The organism is Flavobacterium sp. ZB4R12 (assembly GCF_048276375.1).
Taxonomy (GTDB): Bacteria; Bacteroidota; Bacteroidia; order Flavobacteriales; family Flavobacteriaceae; genus Flavobacterium; species Flavobacterium gawalongense.
The window spans coordinates 1-16,782 of the sequence record NZ_JBLNKS010000005.1 but is presented as its reverse complement, the minus strand read 5'-3'; the positions used below and the strand labels follow the sequence as shown (position 1 = coordinate 16,782).

The window sequence follows — 16,782 nt, the reverse complement described above, 5'->3', positions numbered from 1 at the left end:
GATTCTTTCTTTTCAGAAAGTAATGATTCAAAAAAATAAAAAATGAACTGGAAAACACCAAAAAAATATACTATTCAAAATATTGCTTTTATCATATTTATAGCACTACTTCTGTTTAGTCCTTTGGGCACTTTTGTAAAAATACAATTAAACCGCTTAATTGCTTTTTCGCCCAAAACGATTGCTGTAACAGATCAAAAAATGCTCTCCAGTTACCAATGGCAATTAGTCGATGCTACCGGTAAAAGTGTGACATTGGAAGAATACAAAGGAAAAATAATATTCATTAATTTCTGGGCCACATGGTGTCCGCCCTGTATTGCCGAAATGCCAAGTATGCAAAAATTATATGCTGACTATCAGGATAAAATTGTGTTTTTATTTGTAACAACTGATTCTTTTGAAAGAGCAAATGCGTTTTTAGTCAAAGAAAATTTAACGCTTCCTATCTATCAATCGGTTACTAATCCTCCTTTAGAAATGGAGTCGTCTACAATTCCAGCCACTTATCTTATTGACAAACAAGGAAATGTGATTTTAGCCAAAATTGGAACTGCAAATTGGAATAGTGATTCGTTCAGAGAAAAGTTAGATCATTACATTAGAAAATAAAATCAATGTAATTTTTTTAATTTTTTTGTTGTGTGACAAAAGTAACACAACTACTCATTTATAAATATAATCTTTGCAGTAATAAATCAATAAATATGCAAATTTTAGAATTAATCAAAGAACCTTGGCCTTGGTATATAGCAGGCCCATTAGTTGGACTTACAGTTCCGGCTTTATTAATAATTGGAAACAAATCATTTGGTATTAGTGCCTCATTACGTCACACCTGTGCGATGTGCTTACCAGCAAATATTGCTTTTTTCAAATACGATTGGAAAAAAGAAATCTGGAATATGTTCTTCGTATTGGGTATTATAATTGGTGGTGTTATTGCTTTCAGTTTTTTATCAAATCCGGATCCAATTAGTATTAACGCTAATCTAAAAACAGAATTAGCTACTTACGGAATTACAAACATCAACGGAATGTTACCCGAACAATTATTCTCGTGGAAAAATTTATTTACACTTAAAGGATTTTTTATGATGGTTATAGGTGGTTTCTTTATTGGTTTTGGTTCTCGTTATGCGGGAGGATGCACCAGTGGTCACGCTATTTCTGGTTTGTCTAATTTACAATTGCCTTCGCTTATTGCAACTTGTTGTTTCTTCGTTGGCGGATTGATTATGGCAAATCTTATTTTACCTTTTATCCTTTCACTTTAAAATTAGTAGCTATGCAAATTAAAGATAAAAATACAGATTTCGAAACTCGTTCCTTAGATACTGTTTGTATCAACGAGAGTCAATTAGAACACAAATGGTACCATAATTTAAAATACTTAGTCATCGGTTTATTGTTTGGTATTGTTTTCATCAAAGCCGAAATCATCAGTTGGTATCGCATTCAGGAAATGTTTCGTTTTCAATCCTTTCACATGTATGGCGTTATAGGAAGTGCTGTTGTTGTTGGGATAATATCCGTTTTCCTGATAAAAAAATTCAATATTAAAACCATTTATGGTGAGAAAATTGAGTTCCATGACAAAACGTTCAACAAAGGTCAAATTTATGGTGGACTCCTCTTTGGATTGGGTTGGGCAATAACAGGAGCATGTCCTGGACCTTTGTTTGCACAAATTGGAACTGGCGCAACTGTAATGATTGTTACCCTATTTTTTGCAATAGTGGGAACTTGGGTATATGGATATTTTAGAGATAAACTGCCTCATTAAAAAAGTATGAATCCAGAAAAACAAAATATACTCCAATTTAAATCGCTTGTAAAAAGGCTGATTTATCTGTTTACAACTATTATTTTCTTAGTAATAACAGTGTTCTTTTTTTTGTTTTTCAATTCATCAATCACTTCTTGGTTTCAAAATAGTGATACGGAACTCGATTCCCTTTACATTGAAGCAGAAAAAAAGGTGCTTGTACAAAATGAAATGGCAAAAGCTTGGAAACCCGCTGATATTAGTCTGATTACAGATGCCACCTTAAAAGAAAAAGTGGAATATGGCAAAGAATTAATTGCGCATACCGCTAAATATTTGGGTCCAAATGGTAGTGTTAAGAAAATTACCAATGGTATGAATTGTAACAATTGCCATTTAGATGCCGGTACAAAAGCTTGGGGAAATAACTACGGCTCCGTATATTCTATGTATCCAAAAATGAGAGCGCGAAGCGGGCAAGTGGAAAACCTTTACAAAAGGGTTAACGATTGCATGGAAAGAAGTTTAAATGGACAGCCACTCAAAGAGGATGAAAAAGAAATGAAAGCCATGATTGCGTACATTGAATATATTGGCAGTAATGTTCCTAAAGGCAAAGAAGGGTACGCCTCCGGAATATATGATTTGGAGTATTTAGATTGCGTAGCCGATCCTGCAAAAGGAAAAGCTTTGTATGATGCCAAATGTGCCAGCTGCCATCAAGTAAATGGTCAAGGGATTTTGGCAGAAGATAAAAAAGAATATACCTATCCCCCATTATGGGGTGCTAACTCCTATAATAATGGTGCTGGATTATTTAGAATCAGCCGCTTTGCAGGGTATATAAAATATAATATGCCACTGGGAGCAACCTATGAAAATCCACAATTATCGGATGAAGAAGCTTGGGATATTGCAGCCTATGTGGAAAACCAACCAAGACCATCCAAAGATTTAAGTCAAGATTGGCCTGATATTTCTAAAAAACCGGTCGATCATCCTTTTGGTCCTTTTTCGGATACGTTTACTGAAGCGCAACATAAATTCGGTCCTTATAAACCAATAAAAGACGAAAAAAAGAAAAACGAAAAAAAACAATCTTAAAACTCAATTATGAAAAACCTAACGCTTTTATTTGTTCTTCTATTTAGCTTGATTTCTATTGGCGCATTGGCACAAAAAAAATCGAACAACCACAAAATAATATTTCAGTTTACCAATGCTAATGATACTTTACAACAGAAAGCATTTGCAAACCAGCTAAAAAATATAACGACGCATTGGCCTAATGCAAAATACGAAGTGGTCATTTATAATATGGGATTAGAATTTTTAATGCCTACAAAATCAAAGCATATAGCAGCGATAAAAGCGCTTCATGCCAAAGGAGTTCGTTTTGTAGTTTGTGAAAACTCGATGAAAAGTCGAAAAATAACAAAAGATCAATTTATTCCAGAAGCAGAATATGTGCCCGCTGGAATTGCCGAAATTGTTGAAAAACAAGAACAAGGCTGGAGTTATATCAGAGGTGGATTCTAAATCAATTTAAAATTGCCAATTAAAATTTTGCACAATCCTACACCATTTGTTTGGCTGTAGGTTTTCCCGTTAAAATCTGCTAAAAACTGAACCTATAAAATTAAAAACATGAGCAATAACCGAAGAAATTTTCTTAAATCAGTAGGGACATTAGGTCTTGGTGCAGCAATTATTTCGCCTCTTTCCACTATTGCAAATACAAATCAGACCGAAGAAACCAACTTGGAAATAGAAATTGACCGAAGCAAACCCCAAACAATTTCCATTCTTCAAACCACCGATGTGCATTGTCAGATTCATCCACATGATGAGTTATTTTGGGAAAATGAGAAAGCCGTTTTTAGAAAAACCGGGGGTTATGCCTATATGGCAACCCTACTGAAACAATTAAAAAGGGAAAACCCAAATACCTATATCATTGATACGGGTGATATGTTTCAAGGCAGTGAATTAAGTGTTGAAACTACGGGTGAAGCTTTTGTTCCCATTTTAAATGCTTTAAATTATGACTTATATCTTCCCGGAAATTGGGAAGTTATTTATGGAAAAAGAAAAATGCAAACGCTGATGGGTTCTCTCGATGCACCAAAAATTTGTACCAATATGTACCATGATTTAGGCGAAGGAAAACGAGGTGAACTTATTTTTCAGCCGTATGCGATTTGGCATATTGCCGGAGCAAAAATTGGGTTTTTAGGATACACCGATCCATTGGTACCCTTGCGACAAAGTCCAAATTACAGCAAAGGAATTCTATACACAAACCCCGAAGAAAATCTGGCTCATTATGTGGATGTGCTAAGAAATCAGGAACAATGCAGTTATGTAATTATAATTGCACACCTGGGTTTATCCCAGCAAATAGCGTTGGCAAACCGACCGGAATGTGAAGGGGTAAATTATATTTTAGGTGGTGACACGCACGAAAGAGTCCGCAAACCTATTGTTTGTAAATATTCAAAAGTGGTAGAACCAGGAGCGTTCGGTTCGTTTATTGGAAAATTAGATTTGACCATTCTCAACGGAAAAGTCATTGAAGACAACTATGAATTAATTGAAGTTGATTCTCCAAAAATAAAGCCCGATGCCAAAATCGAAAAATTATTAAAAGAGAAAGAAGCCGTTTGCCAAGAAAAAATCAATCAGGTTATTGGCTATAGCACGATTCCTCTGTACCGTTATTTTGTGGTTGAAAATCCAATTGATACGATGATTCTGAATGCTTTACACTGGAAATTTCCTGAAATTGATATTAATCTTTCTAATGGATTCCGTTTTTGTCCACCCAAAACAACTCCGGATGAAACTGGAAATATTCCCATCACAAACGGATTTATTTTTGATATGTTACCTGTGGACAGCACCGTACGAACTGCCAGAGTTACCGGAAAACAATTGAAAAATTGGTTGGAAAAAGAATTAAATAATGTTTTTGCACAAGACGCTTCAAAACGTTTTGGCGGTTGGGTCGTAAAATTCAAAGGAATGGAAGTACGATTCAATGCTTTTGCAGAAATGGACAAAAGAGTGCAAAGCATTACCGTAAAAAATATTCCGATAGATCCTGAAAAATTATATACAATCATGGCGTGTGAACGCGATGGCGATCCTGTGGATATGCTTTGCAGAATGAAAGGAGTTATGGATGTCAAAAACACAAATTCAACCTTGCATACAGTAATGAGAGAATACTTAAAACAAAACTCTCCAGTTACGCCAACACCTCAAAAAAACGCCATAATTCTTGATGCTCCAGAGACACTATTAACGCAAGTTACTGGAGTTGATTATACTTTTAGGTAGTTTTTCAGTCGTAAAGTAATCCGTTTTTAAAGTCGAATGTCAAAAGCATTCGACTTTATTTTTTAAGAGGTAACTGTGATAAAAGTTACTCCCAATTTATACTGATGGGATTATTTTTGTATCAAATCTAAAAGTCAAAAAATGAAAAAGTATTTCCCTATAATTTACCTGTTAACTTCCATCCTTTTTTCTATAAATATAATAGCACAACATCAGGAAATTTCTGAGAAGCCAACAGTTTGGAAAGAAAAAAGTAACGAAAAAATTGATTCCACCTCGATTTTAAATGCTTTCAAAAATGGACATTTCAGTGGACATTTTCGCTATTTTTTCATGAATACCAATAATGAAAAGGGGGTATCTGATTATTATTCGAATGCCCTTGGCGGAGGCGTAAAGTTTGAAACCGCTAAGTTTCATAATTTTCAATTTGGCGTAAGCGGCTATTATATTTTTAATATTGGTTCCTCTGATTTTACTGAAAAAGATCCCATCACCAATGCTCCCAATCGATATGAACTAGCACTTTTTGATATTCAAAACCCATCAAACAAAGACAATTTAAGCCGATTAGAAGAATTATATTTAAAATACAACTATAAAAATTCGAATATAACCCTTGGAAAGCAACTCCTGAATACTTCATTTATAAACCTTCAAGATGGCCGAATGCGTCCTACAGAAGTGGATGGTATTTGGGTAGATTTTAATGAAATAAAAAAGACTAAAATCAATGTGGGCTACCTCTACGGAATTTCACCACGAAGCACGCTGAAATACTTTAAAGTTGGAGAATCCATAGGGATTTATCCAACAGGCGTGAATCCTGATGGAACAAAATCCGGTTATGCAGGGAATTTAGACAGTAATGGAATTTATATTATTGGCATACAAAATGAATCGGTAAAGAATTTAAAAACACTTTTGTGGAATCAATATGCTGAAAATCTGTTTAATTCAGTATTGTTCCAAATGGACTATACATACGATTTGAATCCAAACTCGAAATTACTTTTTGGGTTTCAGACTATTTACCAAAACGCACTGGATTTTGGTGGAAATGAAAATCAAAGCAAAACCTATTTTCAAAAAAACGGTAATTCTCAAACTTTTGGCGGAAGATTCGGTTGGAAAAACAGCACTTTGAAATTGACTTTAAACTACAACCGAATAACAGCCAAAGGAAGGTATTTAATGCCACGAGAATGGGGACGAGACCCATTTTACACCTTTATGCCCAGAGAACGAAATGAAGGCTTTGGTGATGTAAATGCATTGATGACTAAAATACAATATACGAATCCTAAAAAGACATTCAAATCACATCTGGCTGTGGGCTATTTTGATTTGCCGGATGTAAAAAACGTTGCATTAAACAAATATGGATTGCCATCTTATGTGCAGACTAATGCTGATATTCGTTATGAATTTCAAGGATTGTTGAAAGGTTTTGATGTACAACTATTATATGTGCATAAATTCAACCTGGGTGAAACCTACGACAACAAAAATTATGTTTTCAACAAAACGAATATGAGTACCACCAATTTTATACTCAATTTTAATTTTTGATATTTTATCTTATTGATTATTATTAAACTTTAATCGCTCTGTCAATGCTCTCCTGTAGGTAATGCCCACTGGGATTTTCTCGTTATTGATGATGACCGTATTTCGTTCCCAATCCTTAATTTTATCAATCGCAACAATATAGGACTTATGAACGCGCATAAAATATTCTGATGAAAGACTATTTTCCAATTCATTAGTCGTCATCGAGGCGAGATAGATTTTTTTGAGCGTAAAAATTTTTACGTAATTGCCATAGCTCTGGGCAAAAAGAATGTCATTTACATTCAGATCAAGCATAAACCCATCGATTTTTACTGCAATAATTTGGTTGTTAATTTTGGGCTTTTCATCAGTATAAGAAGAAAAGAAACGCTCTATAGATTTTAAAAAACGGGGGAAATAGATGGGCTTCAATAAATAATCAAATACGCCGAATTCATAACTCTCCAATGCAAATTCCGAATAGGCTGTGGTCAATATTGTTTTAGGCGGTTCATTCAGAGTTCGTAAAAGTTCCAATCCTGTAATTTCAGGCATGTCAATGTCTAAAAACATCAAATCAACAACATTCGACCGAAGATAATTTAAGGCTTCAATACTGTTATAACACTGTTTCACCAGTTCCAATTGTGGGTTTTGACTGATATAATTCACCAACACATAATGCGCGACAGGTTCATCGTCTACTATAATACATTTTCTTACGGTCATGCGCGGTTGAGTTGAATTTCTAAATTAACATTATAAGCTTGCTCATTTTGCGTGATTTTGAGATTGTGTTTTTTCGGATATACAATTTCCAGTCTTTCTAACGTATTTTTCAGACCAATTTTATTAGAAGCCACTTTCTTCTTATGCTGCGGAACCGAATTGGACACTTCCAAGTACAATTTTCCTCTCCTGATCTTTATATCAATTGTTACAAAACACTTTTCAATTGTAGCAGCTCCGTGTTTAAAAGCGTTCTCAATAAAAGTAATTAACAGCATCGGTGCAATTTCGTAGTGTCCTTCCTGATCGCATTCATAATTGAAATCAATACTACAGCGGTAACCTACCCTTTCTTTTTCCAGTTGTATGTAGCTGGTAATAAACGTGATTTCGTTTTCTAAAAAAACAAACTCCTTATTCCCTTGCTCCACCTGATACCGCATTAGTTGTGAAACTTCCATAATCATTTCCGAAGTGCGTTCCGGATATTGAAGGCTAATTCCATAAAGTGTATTCATGGTATTAAACAAAAAATGGGGATTGAACTGGTTCTTTAACGCATTAAGCTGAACCTGGTTGTATAACAGCGCTTTATTTGACTTCTTTTTTTGATCCCGATAATGTTCTAAAATCTGTATGGTTCCCAAGATACAAACCAATGTTCCAGACAGTGTGGCAAACTGAAACTGATAGCTTTTTTGATGAGCTGATTTGTATAAAAAACAGTTTTTATAAATAAACTCCGTCGAAACTTCATACAAAAAGGCCGTAAACAGTGCTATTAATCCAACGGTAAGGATTAAATATAAAACCGGACGGTGTTTTTTTAATAAAACTGGAAGCAAAAAAAAGCGATTGAGCTGTGCATGAAAATACAATACAAAAAAATAGAGTAAACCGTTACTGAAACCTTTCCAACTCTGTATAAAAACCCAGTCGTTGAGCGTAAAAAGTATAAAAGAAAAAACCAAAATAGCAGTTTCCTGCTCCCATTTATTTTCCAAAATCGGTTTAAATTTCCATTTCATTTATAAGGAATTAAAGTCTCAAAGAAACAACATATAATTTAAATTTTAACTGATATAATGACCAATTCAATTCATCATTTATAAAAAGTGTTCGTCATTTATAACAGTCCAAAAGGAATTCCACAGGCTAGATTTGCATTTCAAATTTATTCTTAACATGATAATGACAAAAAAAAAACTAACCCTTTTTCTATTTCTGATTTTCTTTTCCGAGGGTTTTTCCCAGACGCTTTCGCTAAAAGAGGCGCTGGAAACCGGAATTGCCAATTACGGAACGATAAAAGCAAAAAGCAATTATGTCAATGCTTCCAAAGAAACTGTTAAACAGGTTCGTAGAGAATATCTACCGAATATCAATCTCTCTGCACAACAGGACTACGGAACTGTTAACGGACAAAATGGGCCGCTTTATGGTTTTGGCGGACTCGGAGTGGCTTCTTCGGGACTTCCGTTGGAAAAACAAAATTGGAATGCTGCTTTCGGAGCTTTATACTTGGTCAATGCCAATTGGGATTTTTTCACTTTTGGCCGAATGAAACAAAAAATAAATCTGTCTAAAGCGGATGCACAGCGTTTCGAAAAAGATCTGAATCAGGAAAAATTCCAGCATAAAATTAAAATAGCAGCTGCATACCTCAATTTACTTGCTAGTCAGCGCTTATTGATTTCTCAGAGAAAAAATCTCGAAAGGGCGGCTATCTTTCAAAATATTACAGCAGTAAGAGTAAAAAACGGACTGCTTCCCGGAGTAGATTCCACACTAGCTTCCGCCGAAGTTTCCAGATCCAAAATCACACTAAATCAGGTGAAAGACCAGGTTAAGGAACAAAACAACAAACTCATCGCACTAATGAGCGTTTCCATTCAGGATTTTGCATTGGACACTACCTTTGTAACGACAATCCCAAAAGCTATGCTATCTCTGGAAACCTCAAATAAAAGCTTGAATCCGATATTACAATATCATAAAAGCAGAATAGATTTCAGCGAACAACATCTTCGTTTTTTTAAAAAGGAATACTATCCCACCTTCAGTTTGTTTGGTATTTACCAAGCTAGGGCTTCCGGATTTAACCCAGATTATGCCGCGAACCAAAAATCCTTTACCCCAAATTATTTAGACGGAATTGATCCTTCACGACAAAATTATCTTTTAGGCGTTGGTGTTACTTGGAACCTGACCTCCATCGCTAGGCTGAGTAAAAAAATCAGTGCACAGAAATTGATTACAGAAGGTTTACAAGAAGAATACAAAGTGATTGACCTGCAATTAAAAACACAATCGGATGCAGCAGACGCCAAAATAAAATATGCAATAGAAAATTTTATAGAAGCGCCAAAACAGGTGCAGGCAGCTCAACAAGCCTATTTGCAGAAAACCACTTTGTACAAAAATGGAATGACCAACCTTCTGGATGTCACCCAGACTCTATATGCATTGAACCGTGCGGAAACCGACCGCGATATTATTTACACCAATGTCTGGCAATCACTTTTGATGAAAGCGGCAGCCATAGGAGATTTTGACCTATTTATTAATGAATTTTAATTTTTTAAATCGATGAATTTAATACGTTTTGCCCTTCGAAAACCTATCTCTATATTGGTGCTGGTAACTGGATTATTCTTTTTTGGAATAGGTGCCGTTCGTGACATTAAAGTGGATATTCTGCCGAAAATGAATCTTCCGGTTATATATCTGGCACACCCTTTTGGGGGTTACACACCCAATCAGATGGAATCTTATTTTGCAAAAAATTATGTTAGTGTAATGCTTTTTGCCAACGGAGTAAAATCTATTGAAACAAAAAATATTCAGGGACTAACACTGATGAAGGTAACCTATTACGAAAACACTAACATGGCTCAGGCTGCTGCTGAACTCAGCGCACTTTCTAACAGGATTCAGGCCGTATTCCCACCGGGCTCCCAGCCTCCGTTCATCATTCGTTTCGATGCTTCATCATTACCTGTCGGGCAATTGGTTTTGAGCAGTAAAACCCGCTCCAACAATGAACTTCAGGATTTGGCCAACGTATATGTGCGCGCTTCTTTTACTGCTATTCCAGGATTATTGTCTCCTCCCCCTTTCGGCGGAAGCCCAAGAACTATTGAAGTTAATGTTGACCCTGACTTGCTTCGTTCGCATAACCTGACAGCGGACCAAATCGTTGAAGTCATCCGTATCAACAACCAAACCGCCCCTTCAGGAAATTTGAGAATAGGTGATAAAAACTACATTACACCTACTAACAATACCATTAAAGAGGTTAAGGATTTTGAGAAGATACCTTTATTTAAAGGCGGTATTCAAAATCTGTACCTTGGCGATGTGGCTACGGTAAAGGACGGTGCGGATATTACTGCCGGGTATGCTTTAGTCAACGGCAAACGCTCTGTTTATATTAGCATTGCCAAATCAGGGGATGCTTCTACTTGGGATGTAATTCAAAAATTAAAATCGGAACTGCCAAAAATCCAAAATACTTTGCCGAAAGATGTAAAACTTTCGTATGAATTCGATCAATCAGTACATGTAATCAACTCTGTAAAAAGCTTAATAACCGAAGGTATCATTGGTGCTATTCTTACTGGTTTGATGGTTTTATTGTTTTTAGGTGACCGAAGAGCTGCCTTGATTGTAATTCTCACCATCCCCATTGCTATTATTTCGGGTGTGTTATTCTTAAAATTATTTGGACAGACCATAAATCTAATGTCGTTGAGTGGACTGGCTCTAGCTATTGGAATATTAGTGGACGAAAGTACAGTAACTATCGAAAATATACATCAACACCTTGATATGGGCAAACCTAAAGCACTGGCTATATTAGATGCCTGTAAAGAAATTGCCTTGCCAAAGTTGTTAATCCTGCTCTGTATTCTAGCCGTTTTTGCCCCTGCATTCACCATGACTGGAATACCCGGTGCCTTGTTTCTCCCTTTAGCTTTAGCAATTGGGTTCTCGATGATTGTCTCTTTTTTACTCTCACAAACCTTTGTTCCGGTTATGGCAAACTGGCTCATGAAAGAACATCCAAAAAAGCCGCATGATTCGAATATAACCGATGACGAAGCTGAATTTAATGCATCTGGACTGACAATAGAGTCAGAAGAAGATACTTTTGACCAGAAGAAAATTCTGATTCAAAGAGAAGATTTTAATAATGATGGCAAAATCAGCCGTTTTGAAAGATTCAGAAGCCGTTACATGCTATTGATTGATCGGCTTTTTGCCTACAGAAAACCCGTTACGCTACTATATCTTTTTGTTATTACCGGTTTGGCGATACTATTCCTGACTATTATAGGCCAAGATGTGTTTCCTAAGGTAAATTCAAGCCAGTTCCAAATGAGACTGCGTGCAACGGATGGAACACGTCTTGAACGTACAGAAGAAAAAGCGATAACTGTTCTAAAGGAACTCGAAAAAATGGTCGGAAAAGAACACATTGCTATTTCTTCCGTGTATGTAGGTCAGCATCCTTCATTATTTTCTGTTTCGCCAATCTATTTGTTTACTGCCGGACCACATGAAGCGGTCTTCCAGATTGGATTGAAAGAATATCACACCGATATGGATATTTTTAAAGATGATTTCCGTCAGAGAATCAAAAAGATCCTGCCCGATGTGAAAATCTCTTTTGAACCCATTGAACTAACGGACAAAGTGCTGAGCCAAGGTTCACCTACACCAATTGAAATAAGAATTGCAGGAAAAAACAAGAAACTAAATGAAAAATATGCCCACAAACTTATCGAAAAACTGAATAAAATTGATTATTTCAGAGATGTACAGATTGCCCAGCCCATAAAATATCCAACTCTTGATATTAATATTGACAGAACTCGTGCGGCCCAGCTGGGAATTGATATGAATGAGATTTCTCGTTCATTGATTGCTTCCACTTCTTCTTCCCGATATACCGAAAAAAATACCTGGATTGATGAAAAAGCAGGATTGTCCTATAATGTTCAAGTTCAGGTTCCTCTAAACAAAATGAAAAGTATAAATGATTTGAGAGAAATTCCACTGCTTAAAAATGCATCACGGCCGGTTTTAAGTGATGTTGCTACAATTACATCCTCACACACTTATGGAGAGAATGATAATATCGGAGCCATGCCCTATATTTCAGTAACCGGAAATATTGATCACACTGATTTAGGAACTGCTTCCAAAGCCGTGCAGAAAACAATTGAATCTTTAGGAAAACTTCCAAGAGGATTGTCCATTAAGCCTATTGGCCTAAGTAAGGTTTTATATGAAACAATGAGCAGTCTCCAAACGGGCCTATTACTTGCTATTGTAGTTATTTTTCTGATGCTTTCGGCTAATTTCCAGTCTTTCAAAATTTCATTAGTCATCCTAACAACTGTTCCTGCCGTGGTTTTAGGCTCTTTAGCACTACTCCTTATTACAGGTTCTACTCTAAATTTACAATCATATATGGGGATTATCATGTCAGTTGGAGTTTCTATTGCCAATGCCGTTTTACTCGTTACTAATGCTGAACAACTGCGAAAACACAACGGCAATGCACTACAGTCTGCACGTGAAGCCGCTTCTCTGAGGCTTCGTCCTATTATTATGACTAGTGTAGCAATGATTGCCGGAATGCTTCCGATGGCAATCGGACATGGTGAAGGCGGTGATCAGGTTTCTCCATTGGGAAGAGCCGTAATCGGAGGATTATTATTTTCCACTTGTACAGTACTGATTATTTTACCATTGATTTTTTCCTGGGCACAAGGTAAAGCTTCTGTACAATCTATATCCCTAGATCCGGAAGACAAGGAAAGCAAACATTATATATCATCTTTACATTTACACCAACAAAATGAAAAATAAATTATTAAAAACATCGATTTTATTTTTAGTGCTGACAAGTACTTTAATTGGCTGCAATTCTGAAAAGAAAGAAATTGTAACTATAGATACCGCTCCGGCTATGGAAACCTTTACCATCAGTAAAGAAAAATTAGCTACCGAACTCCGTATTCCGGCTGAACTGACTGGTTTTCAACAAGTGGATATTTATGCCAAAGTGAGCAGTTTTGTCAAAGAACTCAAAGTTGATATTGGTTCGCAGGTTAAAAAAGGGCAGTTATTAATAATTTTGGAAGCGCCGGAAATCAGTTCCCAACTGGCTGCTGCCCAATCCAGACAGCTTTCGCAAAAAGCCATTTATACCGCCAGCAAAAGCACCTTCGACAGGCTTTTTGAAACCAGCAAAATAGAAGGAACAATTTCCAAAAATGATCTGGAACAGGCTACTGCCCGAAAAAATTTCGATTATGCTCAATATATGGCAACTAAAGCAGCTTATAAAGAAATTACGATTATGAAAAGCTATCTGGAAATTCGAGCGCCTTTTGACGGAATCATCTCAGCTAGGAATGTAAATCCTGGTGCCTATGTTGGTCCAGCAGGAAAAGGATCGGAGTCACCTTTGTTTACCCTCCAACAGCAGGTTAAATTGCGTTTGTCAGTCTATGTTCCTGAGCTTTACACCGGCTATCTAAAAATTGGTAATGAACTGACTTTTAATGTAAAATCAATCAATAACCAGACTTTTAATGCTAAAATAGCGCGTATGTCTGGAGCTTTAGACAGCAGACTCCGATCCGAACGCGTGGAACTGGATGTTGTCAATAAAACTAAAAAACTATTGCCAGGAATGGTTGCTGAAGTTCTTTTGCCTTTGAAGGCAAAAGACAGCAATTATGTTGTGCCGAAATCTTCCGTTGTGACTTCCAGTGACGGCGTTTATGTGTTGAGAGTAGAAAATAATAAAACGATAAAAACACCAGTTCAGAAAGGTCGAGAATTGGAAAATCGGGTCGAAATTTTTGGGAATATTCCTGAAAATTCCCTCCTTGTAAAAGTGGTTTCAGAAGAAATTAAAGATGGTACAGCAGTGAAGTAGCTTTTTCGAAATAAGTATGATTTTTAATTATTTAGGCAACACTATTTTTGTTTTTAAACAGCTGCACTCAAATTCAATGTTAGTGAAACTAACAACAATAAAAATTATAATTTAAAAAAAACAAAAGTAAAAGAAAAAACCCGTCTCGTTTAGTGTAACGAGACGGGTTTTTTTATACCTTTTTAAATTACTGATTTTATAGCTTTTTTTAGCAAATGAAAAACTTGTTTTAATCCAAGTGATAAAATTTCTTAATCAAATAATTCAGGATAAAATAAAGCAAAGTGCCAATCACAGCAAATGCGATTATAAAACTAATCAGATTCACAACAATATTGGGAAGAAACTTTAATCTGGGATGCGTAAAATAGGGCTCCCGATGCAGTCTTTCGTGAATATTTTGTTTCGCTATTTTAATTTTCTTTTTGATGGTTTAATAATTTTTAAAAACAACGTTTATGAATTTTTGGTGCTGGCTTGTTGTTTGTTATTTTGAATATTCTAAATTAAGCAATTAATTTAATATAAAGAGGTTATGAAATAAAAAAAGAGAATGACCGTACGGAAATCCTCTTTTGGGTTTATCACTGATATTTGAAAAAAAAAAAAAGTGATTTTGGAATTCATCTATTTTTAAGCAGAGTACTAAATCTTGCAGCAGTTGTTTATATTTCTTTAAGATTACCTTTATTTTTCAAGAATATAACTTCTATAATTTTACTGGTCATTCCAGTATCTATTTTAAGTTGTTTTGATAGAACCTCAATCACGTTTTTTTCTTCTTTCCCCAGTGTGCCATCAGCAAGTAATATTTCCAAAGCAAGGGCAAATACCGTTTCTTTATCTTCTTCTTTAATTAGTTCACAACAAGCAGAAATATATTTTAACTGCCCCAGTTCCGTTTTTAAATGATATGATTTTGCATAAAGAGGTGCAATATCGATTCCAATAAATTTCTCTTTAGAATATAACAATTTGGATAATGATGCTGTTTCGGAATCCTTAATTTGATTATCCGCGGAAATACAAGAATATAAAATTCCAACCCAAGCTTCAAATTCTGAGGTTACGCGATTTTCGGCAGTGTTATTTTTTTCTCCAAATTTTTCAAATAAACTCATGTTTTTATTTTTTTGGTTAAAGTTACTGCGAACCTTATAACACATTGCTCCGCTTTGGGAATAAATTATCATTTGATTGTTAGGGAAACTGTAATTATAAGACCAACTATAAATTAAAAACTATTGACTAAATCTGGGGAAAACTGTATTGAAAGTGTAAACGATTCCGTTCAACACGAGTTTCATTGTTTGTGCTACGCACGCAACGAAACCCTAGCTGTTGTGTGCAGTTTAATTTAATTTATTTAATAAATCCCAAATGTAAAATGATGGCGTAATTGCAGCTAATTTTCCACCAGTATTATCTCCAGCTGTTCCGTGAACAACTCCAATTAATAAAGTCCTACCAGAACCCATATACATTGCTTTTTTGACTGAACAAAATACGCCACCACCACTTGCTCCTTGCATACTCGGTTGATCTAAATAATAAAAAGTGCATTTTGATTTAGTATCATATCTTTTATTGGTAATTAAGCCACTCGCAAGATATGCAGTAAAACTTAGCGATGAAAAATGTTTAAGATTCAAATCAAGTAATGGATAACCAAAAAATGTCACATCATTATCTCTCGGTAGAGTATCTTGTCCCTTGTATATAAACTTTGATGAAAATGATGATTCATCAAATCGTTTTTGAACATCATTATTAAAAGGTAAAAGTTCAATAATAGATAAATCTGCTTCGTTGTGATTAATCCAATCAATTTTATGATTAGGAGTAAATAAGGAAAGATTTAAAATTATAGGTTTATCACCAGTTATGCGAAAAACAATTTGTGAATTTACTTTCATTTCCTTTGCGACATGATTTGCGGTCAAAAGAAAATATCGTTTATTGTGATTAATTATTGTTCCAGTTCCACCTATTCCTGATGTATCTGTGACTTTTTGATATAGATAAACAGACATATTAGAAATTTCGTCTATTGTCCAAAGTGAATCCTTTTCCATTTTAATTGATTGACTAAAAGCAGTTAAGTTGAAAAATAGAAAGCAAAATCCTATAATCTGAATAATCTTTTTCATATGTTTTAATTGATGACTTTGGTATTGTTTTTGGCAATTGCACACAACGTCCCGCTACTACAGCGGGTTTGGGATTAAATTAAGCCCTATTTTCGGATTTGCCAAATCATCCCAAATACAAAACCAACTTTCCATTAAGCCTATTGCCCAAATCCGTTGTAGTAGCTGTTGAACTAAACCTTCGGTAGCACCAATCTGAATTTTAATTACTTTGCTAATATAATTAAAAAACAGTATTATGACTACAAAAAAAAGCATCCCGATGCCTTAAGAGAAAACAA

14 protein-coding genes are annotated in these 16,782 nt (G+C 35.3%); 10 read left to right on the top strand and 4 right to left on the bottom strand.

Annotated elements, in window-relative coordinates:
• The first annotated feature begins 42 nt into the window (after positions 1-42).
• From ACNO7W_RS04660 to ACNO7W_RS04630, 7 genes are all read left to right on the top strand, one after another.
• Positions 43-612: a TlpA family protein disulfide reductase gene (locus ACNO7W_RS04660; RefSeq protein ID WP_417937216.1), complete on the top strand. Its 570-nt coding sequence runs from the start codon at positions 43-45 to the stop codon at positions 610-612.
• 101 nt (positions 613-713) lie between these two features.
• Positions 714-1,277, top strand: coding sequence for a YeeE/YedE family protein (locus ACNO7W_RS04655; protein WP_417937334.1), 564 nt, complete (start codon positions 714-716; stop codon positions 1,275-1,277).
• Between the two features lie 11 nt (positions 1,278-1,288).
• The gene (locus ACNO7W_RS04650) at positions 1,289-1,786 is read left to right on the top strand and encodes a DUF6691 family protein (protein WP_143388668.1); all 498 of its coding nucleotides are present in this window, start codon (positions 1,289-1,291) and stop codon (positions 1,784-1,786) included.
• Between the two features lie 6 nt (positions 1,787-1,792).
• Entirely contained in the window at positions 1,793-2,872 is a 1,080-nt protein-coding gene (locus ACNO7W_RS04645) for a c-type cytochrome (protein WP_417937215.1), read from the top strand.
• A 9-nt stretch (positions 2,873-2,881) separates the two neighbouring features.
• Entirely contained in the window at positions 2,882-3,307 is a 426-nt protein-coding gene (locus ACNO7W_RS04640; protein WP_417937214.1) for a DsrE family protein, read from the top strand.
• A gap of 108 nt (positions 3,308-3,415) precedes the next feature.
• Complete coding sequence (locus ACNO7W_RS04635) at positions 3,416-5,110, top strand: bifunctional metallophosphatase/5'-nucleotidase (RefSeq protein ID WP_417937213.1); 1,695 nt, start codon at positions 3,416-3,418, stop codon at positions 5,108-5,110.
• A gap of 141 nt (positions 5,111-5,251) precedes the next feature.
• The gene (locus ACNO7W_RS04630; protein ID WP_417937212.1) at positions 5,252-6,682 is read left to right on the top strand and encodes an OprD family outer membrane porin; all 1,431 of its coding nucleotides are present in this window, start codon (positions 5,252-5,254) and stop codon (positions 6,680-6,682) included.
• Positions 6,683-6,691: 9 nt separating this feature from the next.
• On the opposite strand, the gene ACNO7W_RS04625 is transcribed toward ACNO7W_RS04630, so the two are convergent.
• Together ACNO7W_RS04625 and ACNO7W_RS04620 are read right to left on the bottom strand one after the other, a co-directional pair.
• Positions 6,692-7,393 (bottom strand): LytR/AlgR family response regulator transcription factor, encoded by a 702-nt coding sequence (locus ACNO7W_RS04625; RefSeq protein ID WP_417937211.1) that lies wholly within the window; start codon positions 7,391-7,393, stop codon positions 6,692-6,694.
• Positions 7,390-8,421, bottom strand: a complete 1,032-nt coding sequence (locus tag ACNO7W_RS04620; protein WP_417937210.1) for a sensor histidine kinase — start codon at positions 8,419-8,421, stop codon at positions 7,390-7,392. The genes ACNO7W_RS04625 and ACNO7W_RS04620 overlap by 4 nt, the downstream gene beginning before the upstream one ends.
• 157 nt (positions 8,422-8,578) lie before the next feature.
• On the opposite strand from ACNO7W_RS04620, the gene ACNO7W_RS04615 reads away from it, so the two are divergent.
• The 3 genes from ACNO7W_RS04615 to ACNO7W_RS04605 are packed head-to-tail and all read left to right on the top strand — an operon-like array spanning position 8,579 to position 14,351.
• Complete coding sequence (locus tag ACNO7W_RS04615) at positions 8,579-9,970, top strand: TolC family protein (RefSeq protein ID WP_417937209.1); 1,392 nt, start codon at positions 8,579-8,581, stop codon at positions 9,968-9,970.
• Between the two features lie 12 nt (positions 9,971-9,982).
• On the top strand, positions 9,983-13,273 hold the full coding sequence (locus ACNO7W_RS04610; RefSeq protein ID WP_417937208.1) for an efflux RND transporter permease subunit: 3,291 nt from the start codon (positions 9,983-9,985) through the stop codon (positions 13,271-13,273).
• Positions 13,263-14,351: an efflux RND transporter periplasmic adaptor subunit gene (locus ACNO7W_RS04605; RefSeq protein ID WP_417937207.1), complete on the top strand. Its 1,089-nt coding sequence runs from the start codon at positions 13,263-13,265 to the stop codon at positions 14,349-14,351. Before ACNO7W_RS04610 ends, ACNO7W_RS04605 begins: the two co-directional genes overlap by 11 nt.
• Positions 14,352-15,016: 665 nt before the next feature.
• Here ACNO7W_RS04605 and ACNO7W_RS04600 read toward each other — a convergent pair.
• Complete coding sequence (locus ACNO7W_RS04600; RefSeq protein WP_417937206.1) at positions 15,017-15,472, bottom strand: TerB family tellurite resistance protein; 456 nt, start codon at positions 15,470-15,472, stop codon at positions 15,017-15,019.
• Positions 15,473-15,703: 231 nt separating this feature from the next.
• A complete protein-coding gene (locus tag ACNO7W_RS04595; RefSeq protein ID WP_417937205.1) occupies positions 15,704-16,501 on the bottom strand; it encodes a trypsin-like serine protease in 798 nt (265 codons plus the stop codon).
• Positions 16,502-16,782: the final 281 nt, after the last annotated feature.

Bases quoted from the DNA above. Each gene is read 5' to 3' on its own strand.
- ACNO7W_RS04660 (WP_417937216.1), top strand. From the start codon at position 43: ATGAACTGGAAAACACCAAAAAAATATACTATTCAAAATATTGCTTTT.
- ACNO7W_RS04650 (WP_143388668.1), top strand. From the start codon at position 1,289: ATGCAAATTAAAGATAAAAATACAGATTTCGAAACTCGTTCCTTAGAT.
- ACNO7W_RS04645 (WP_417937215.1), top strand. From the start codon at position 1,793: ATGAATCCAGAAAAACAAAATATACTCCAATTTAAATCGCTTGTAAAA.
- ACNO7W_RS04640 (WP_417937214.1), top strand. From the start codon at position 2,882: ATGAAAAACCTAACGCTTTTATTTGTTCTTCTATTTAGCTTGATTTCT.
- ACNO7W_RS04635 (WP_417937213.1), top strand. From the start codon at position 3,416: ATGAGCAATAACCGAAGAAATTTTCTTAAATCAGTAGGGACATTAGGT.
- ACNO7W_RS04630 (WP_417937212.1), top strand. From the start codon at position 5,252: ATGAAAAAGTATTTCCCTATAATTTACCTGTTAACTTCCATCCTTTTT.
- ACNO7W_RS04625 (WP_417937211.1), bottom strand. From the start codon at position 7,393: ATGACCGTAAGAAAATGTATTATAGTAGACGATGAACCTGTCGCGCAT.
- ACNO7W_RS04620 (WP_417937210.1), bottom strand. From the start codon at position 8,421: ATGAAATGGAAATTTAAACCGATTTTGGAAAATAAATGGGAGCAGGAA.
- ACNO7W_RS04615 (WP_417937209.1), top strand. From the start codon at position 8,579: ATGATAATGACAAAAAAAAAACTAACCCTTTTTCTATTTCTGATTTTC.
- ACNO7W_RS04610 (WP_417937208.1), top strand. From the start codon at position 9,983: ATGAATTTAATACGTTTTGCCCTTCGAAAACCTATCTCTATATTGGTG.
- ACNO7W_RS04605 (WP_417937207.1), top strand. From the start codon at position 13,263: ATGAAAAATAAATTATTAAAAACATCGATTTTATTTTTAGTGCTGACA.
- ACNO7W_RS04600 (WP_417937206.1), bottom strand. From the start codon at position 15,472: ATGAGTTTATTTGAAAAATTTGGAGAAAAAAATAACACTGCCGAAAAT.
- ACNO7W_RS04595 (WP_417937205.1), bottom strand. From the start codon at position 16,501: ATGAAAAAGATTATTCAGATTATAGGATTTTGCTTTCTATTTTTCAAC.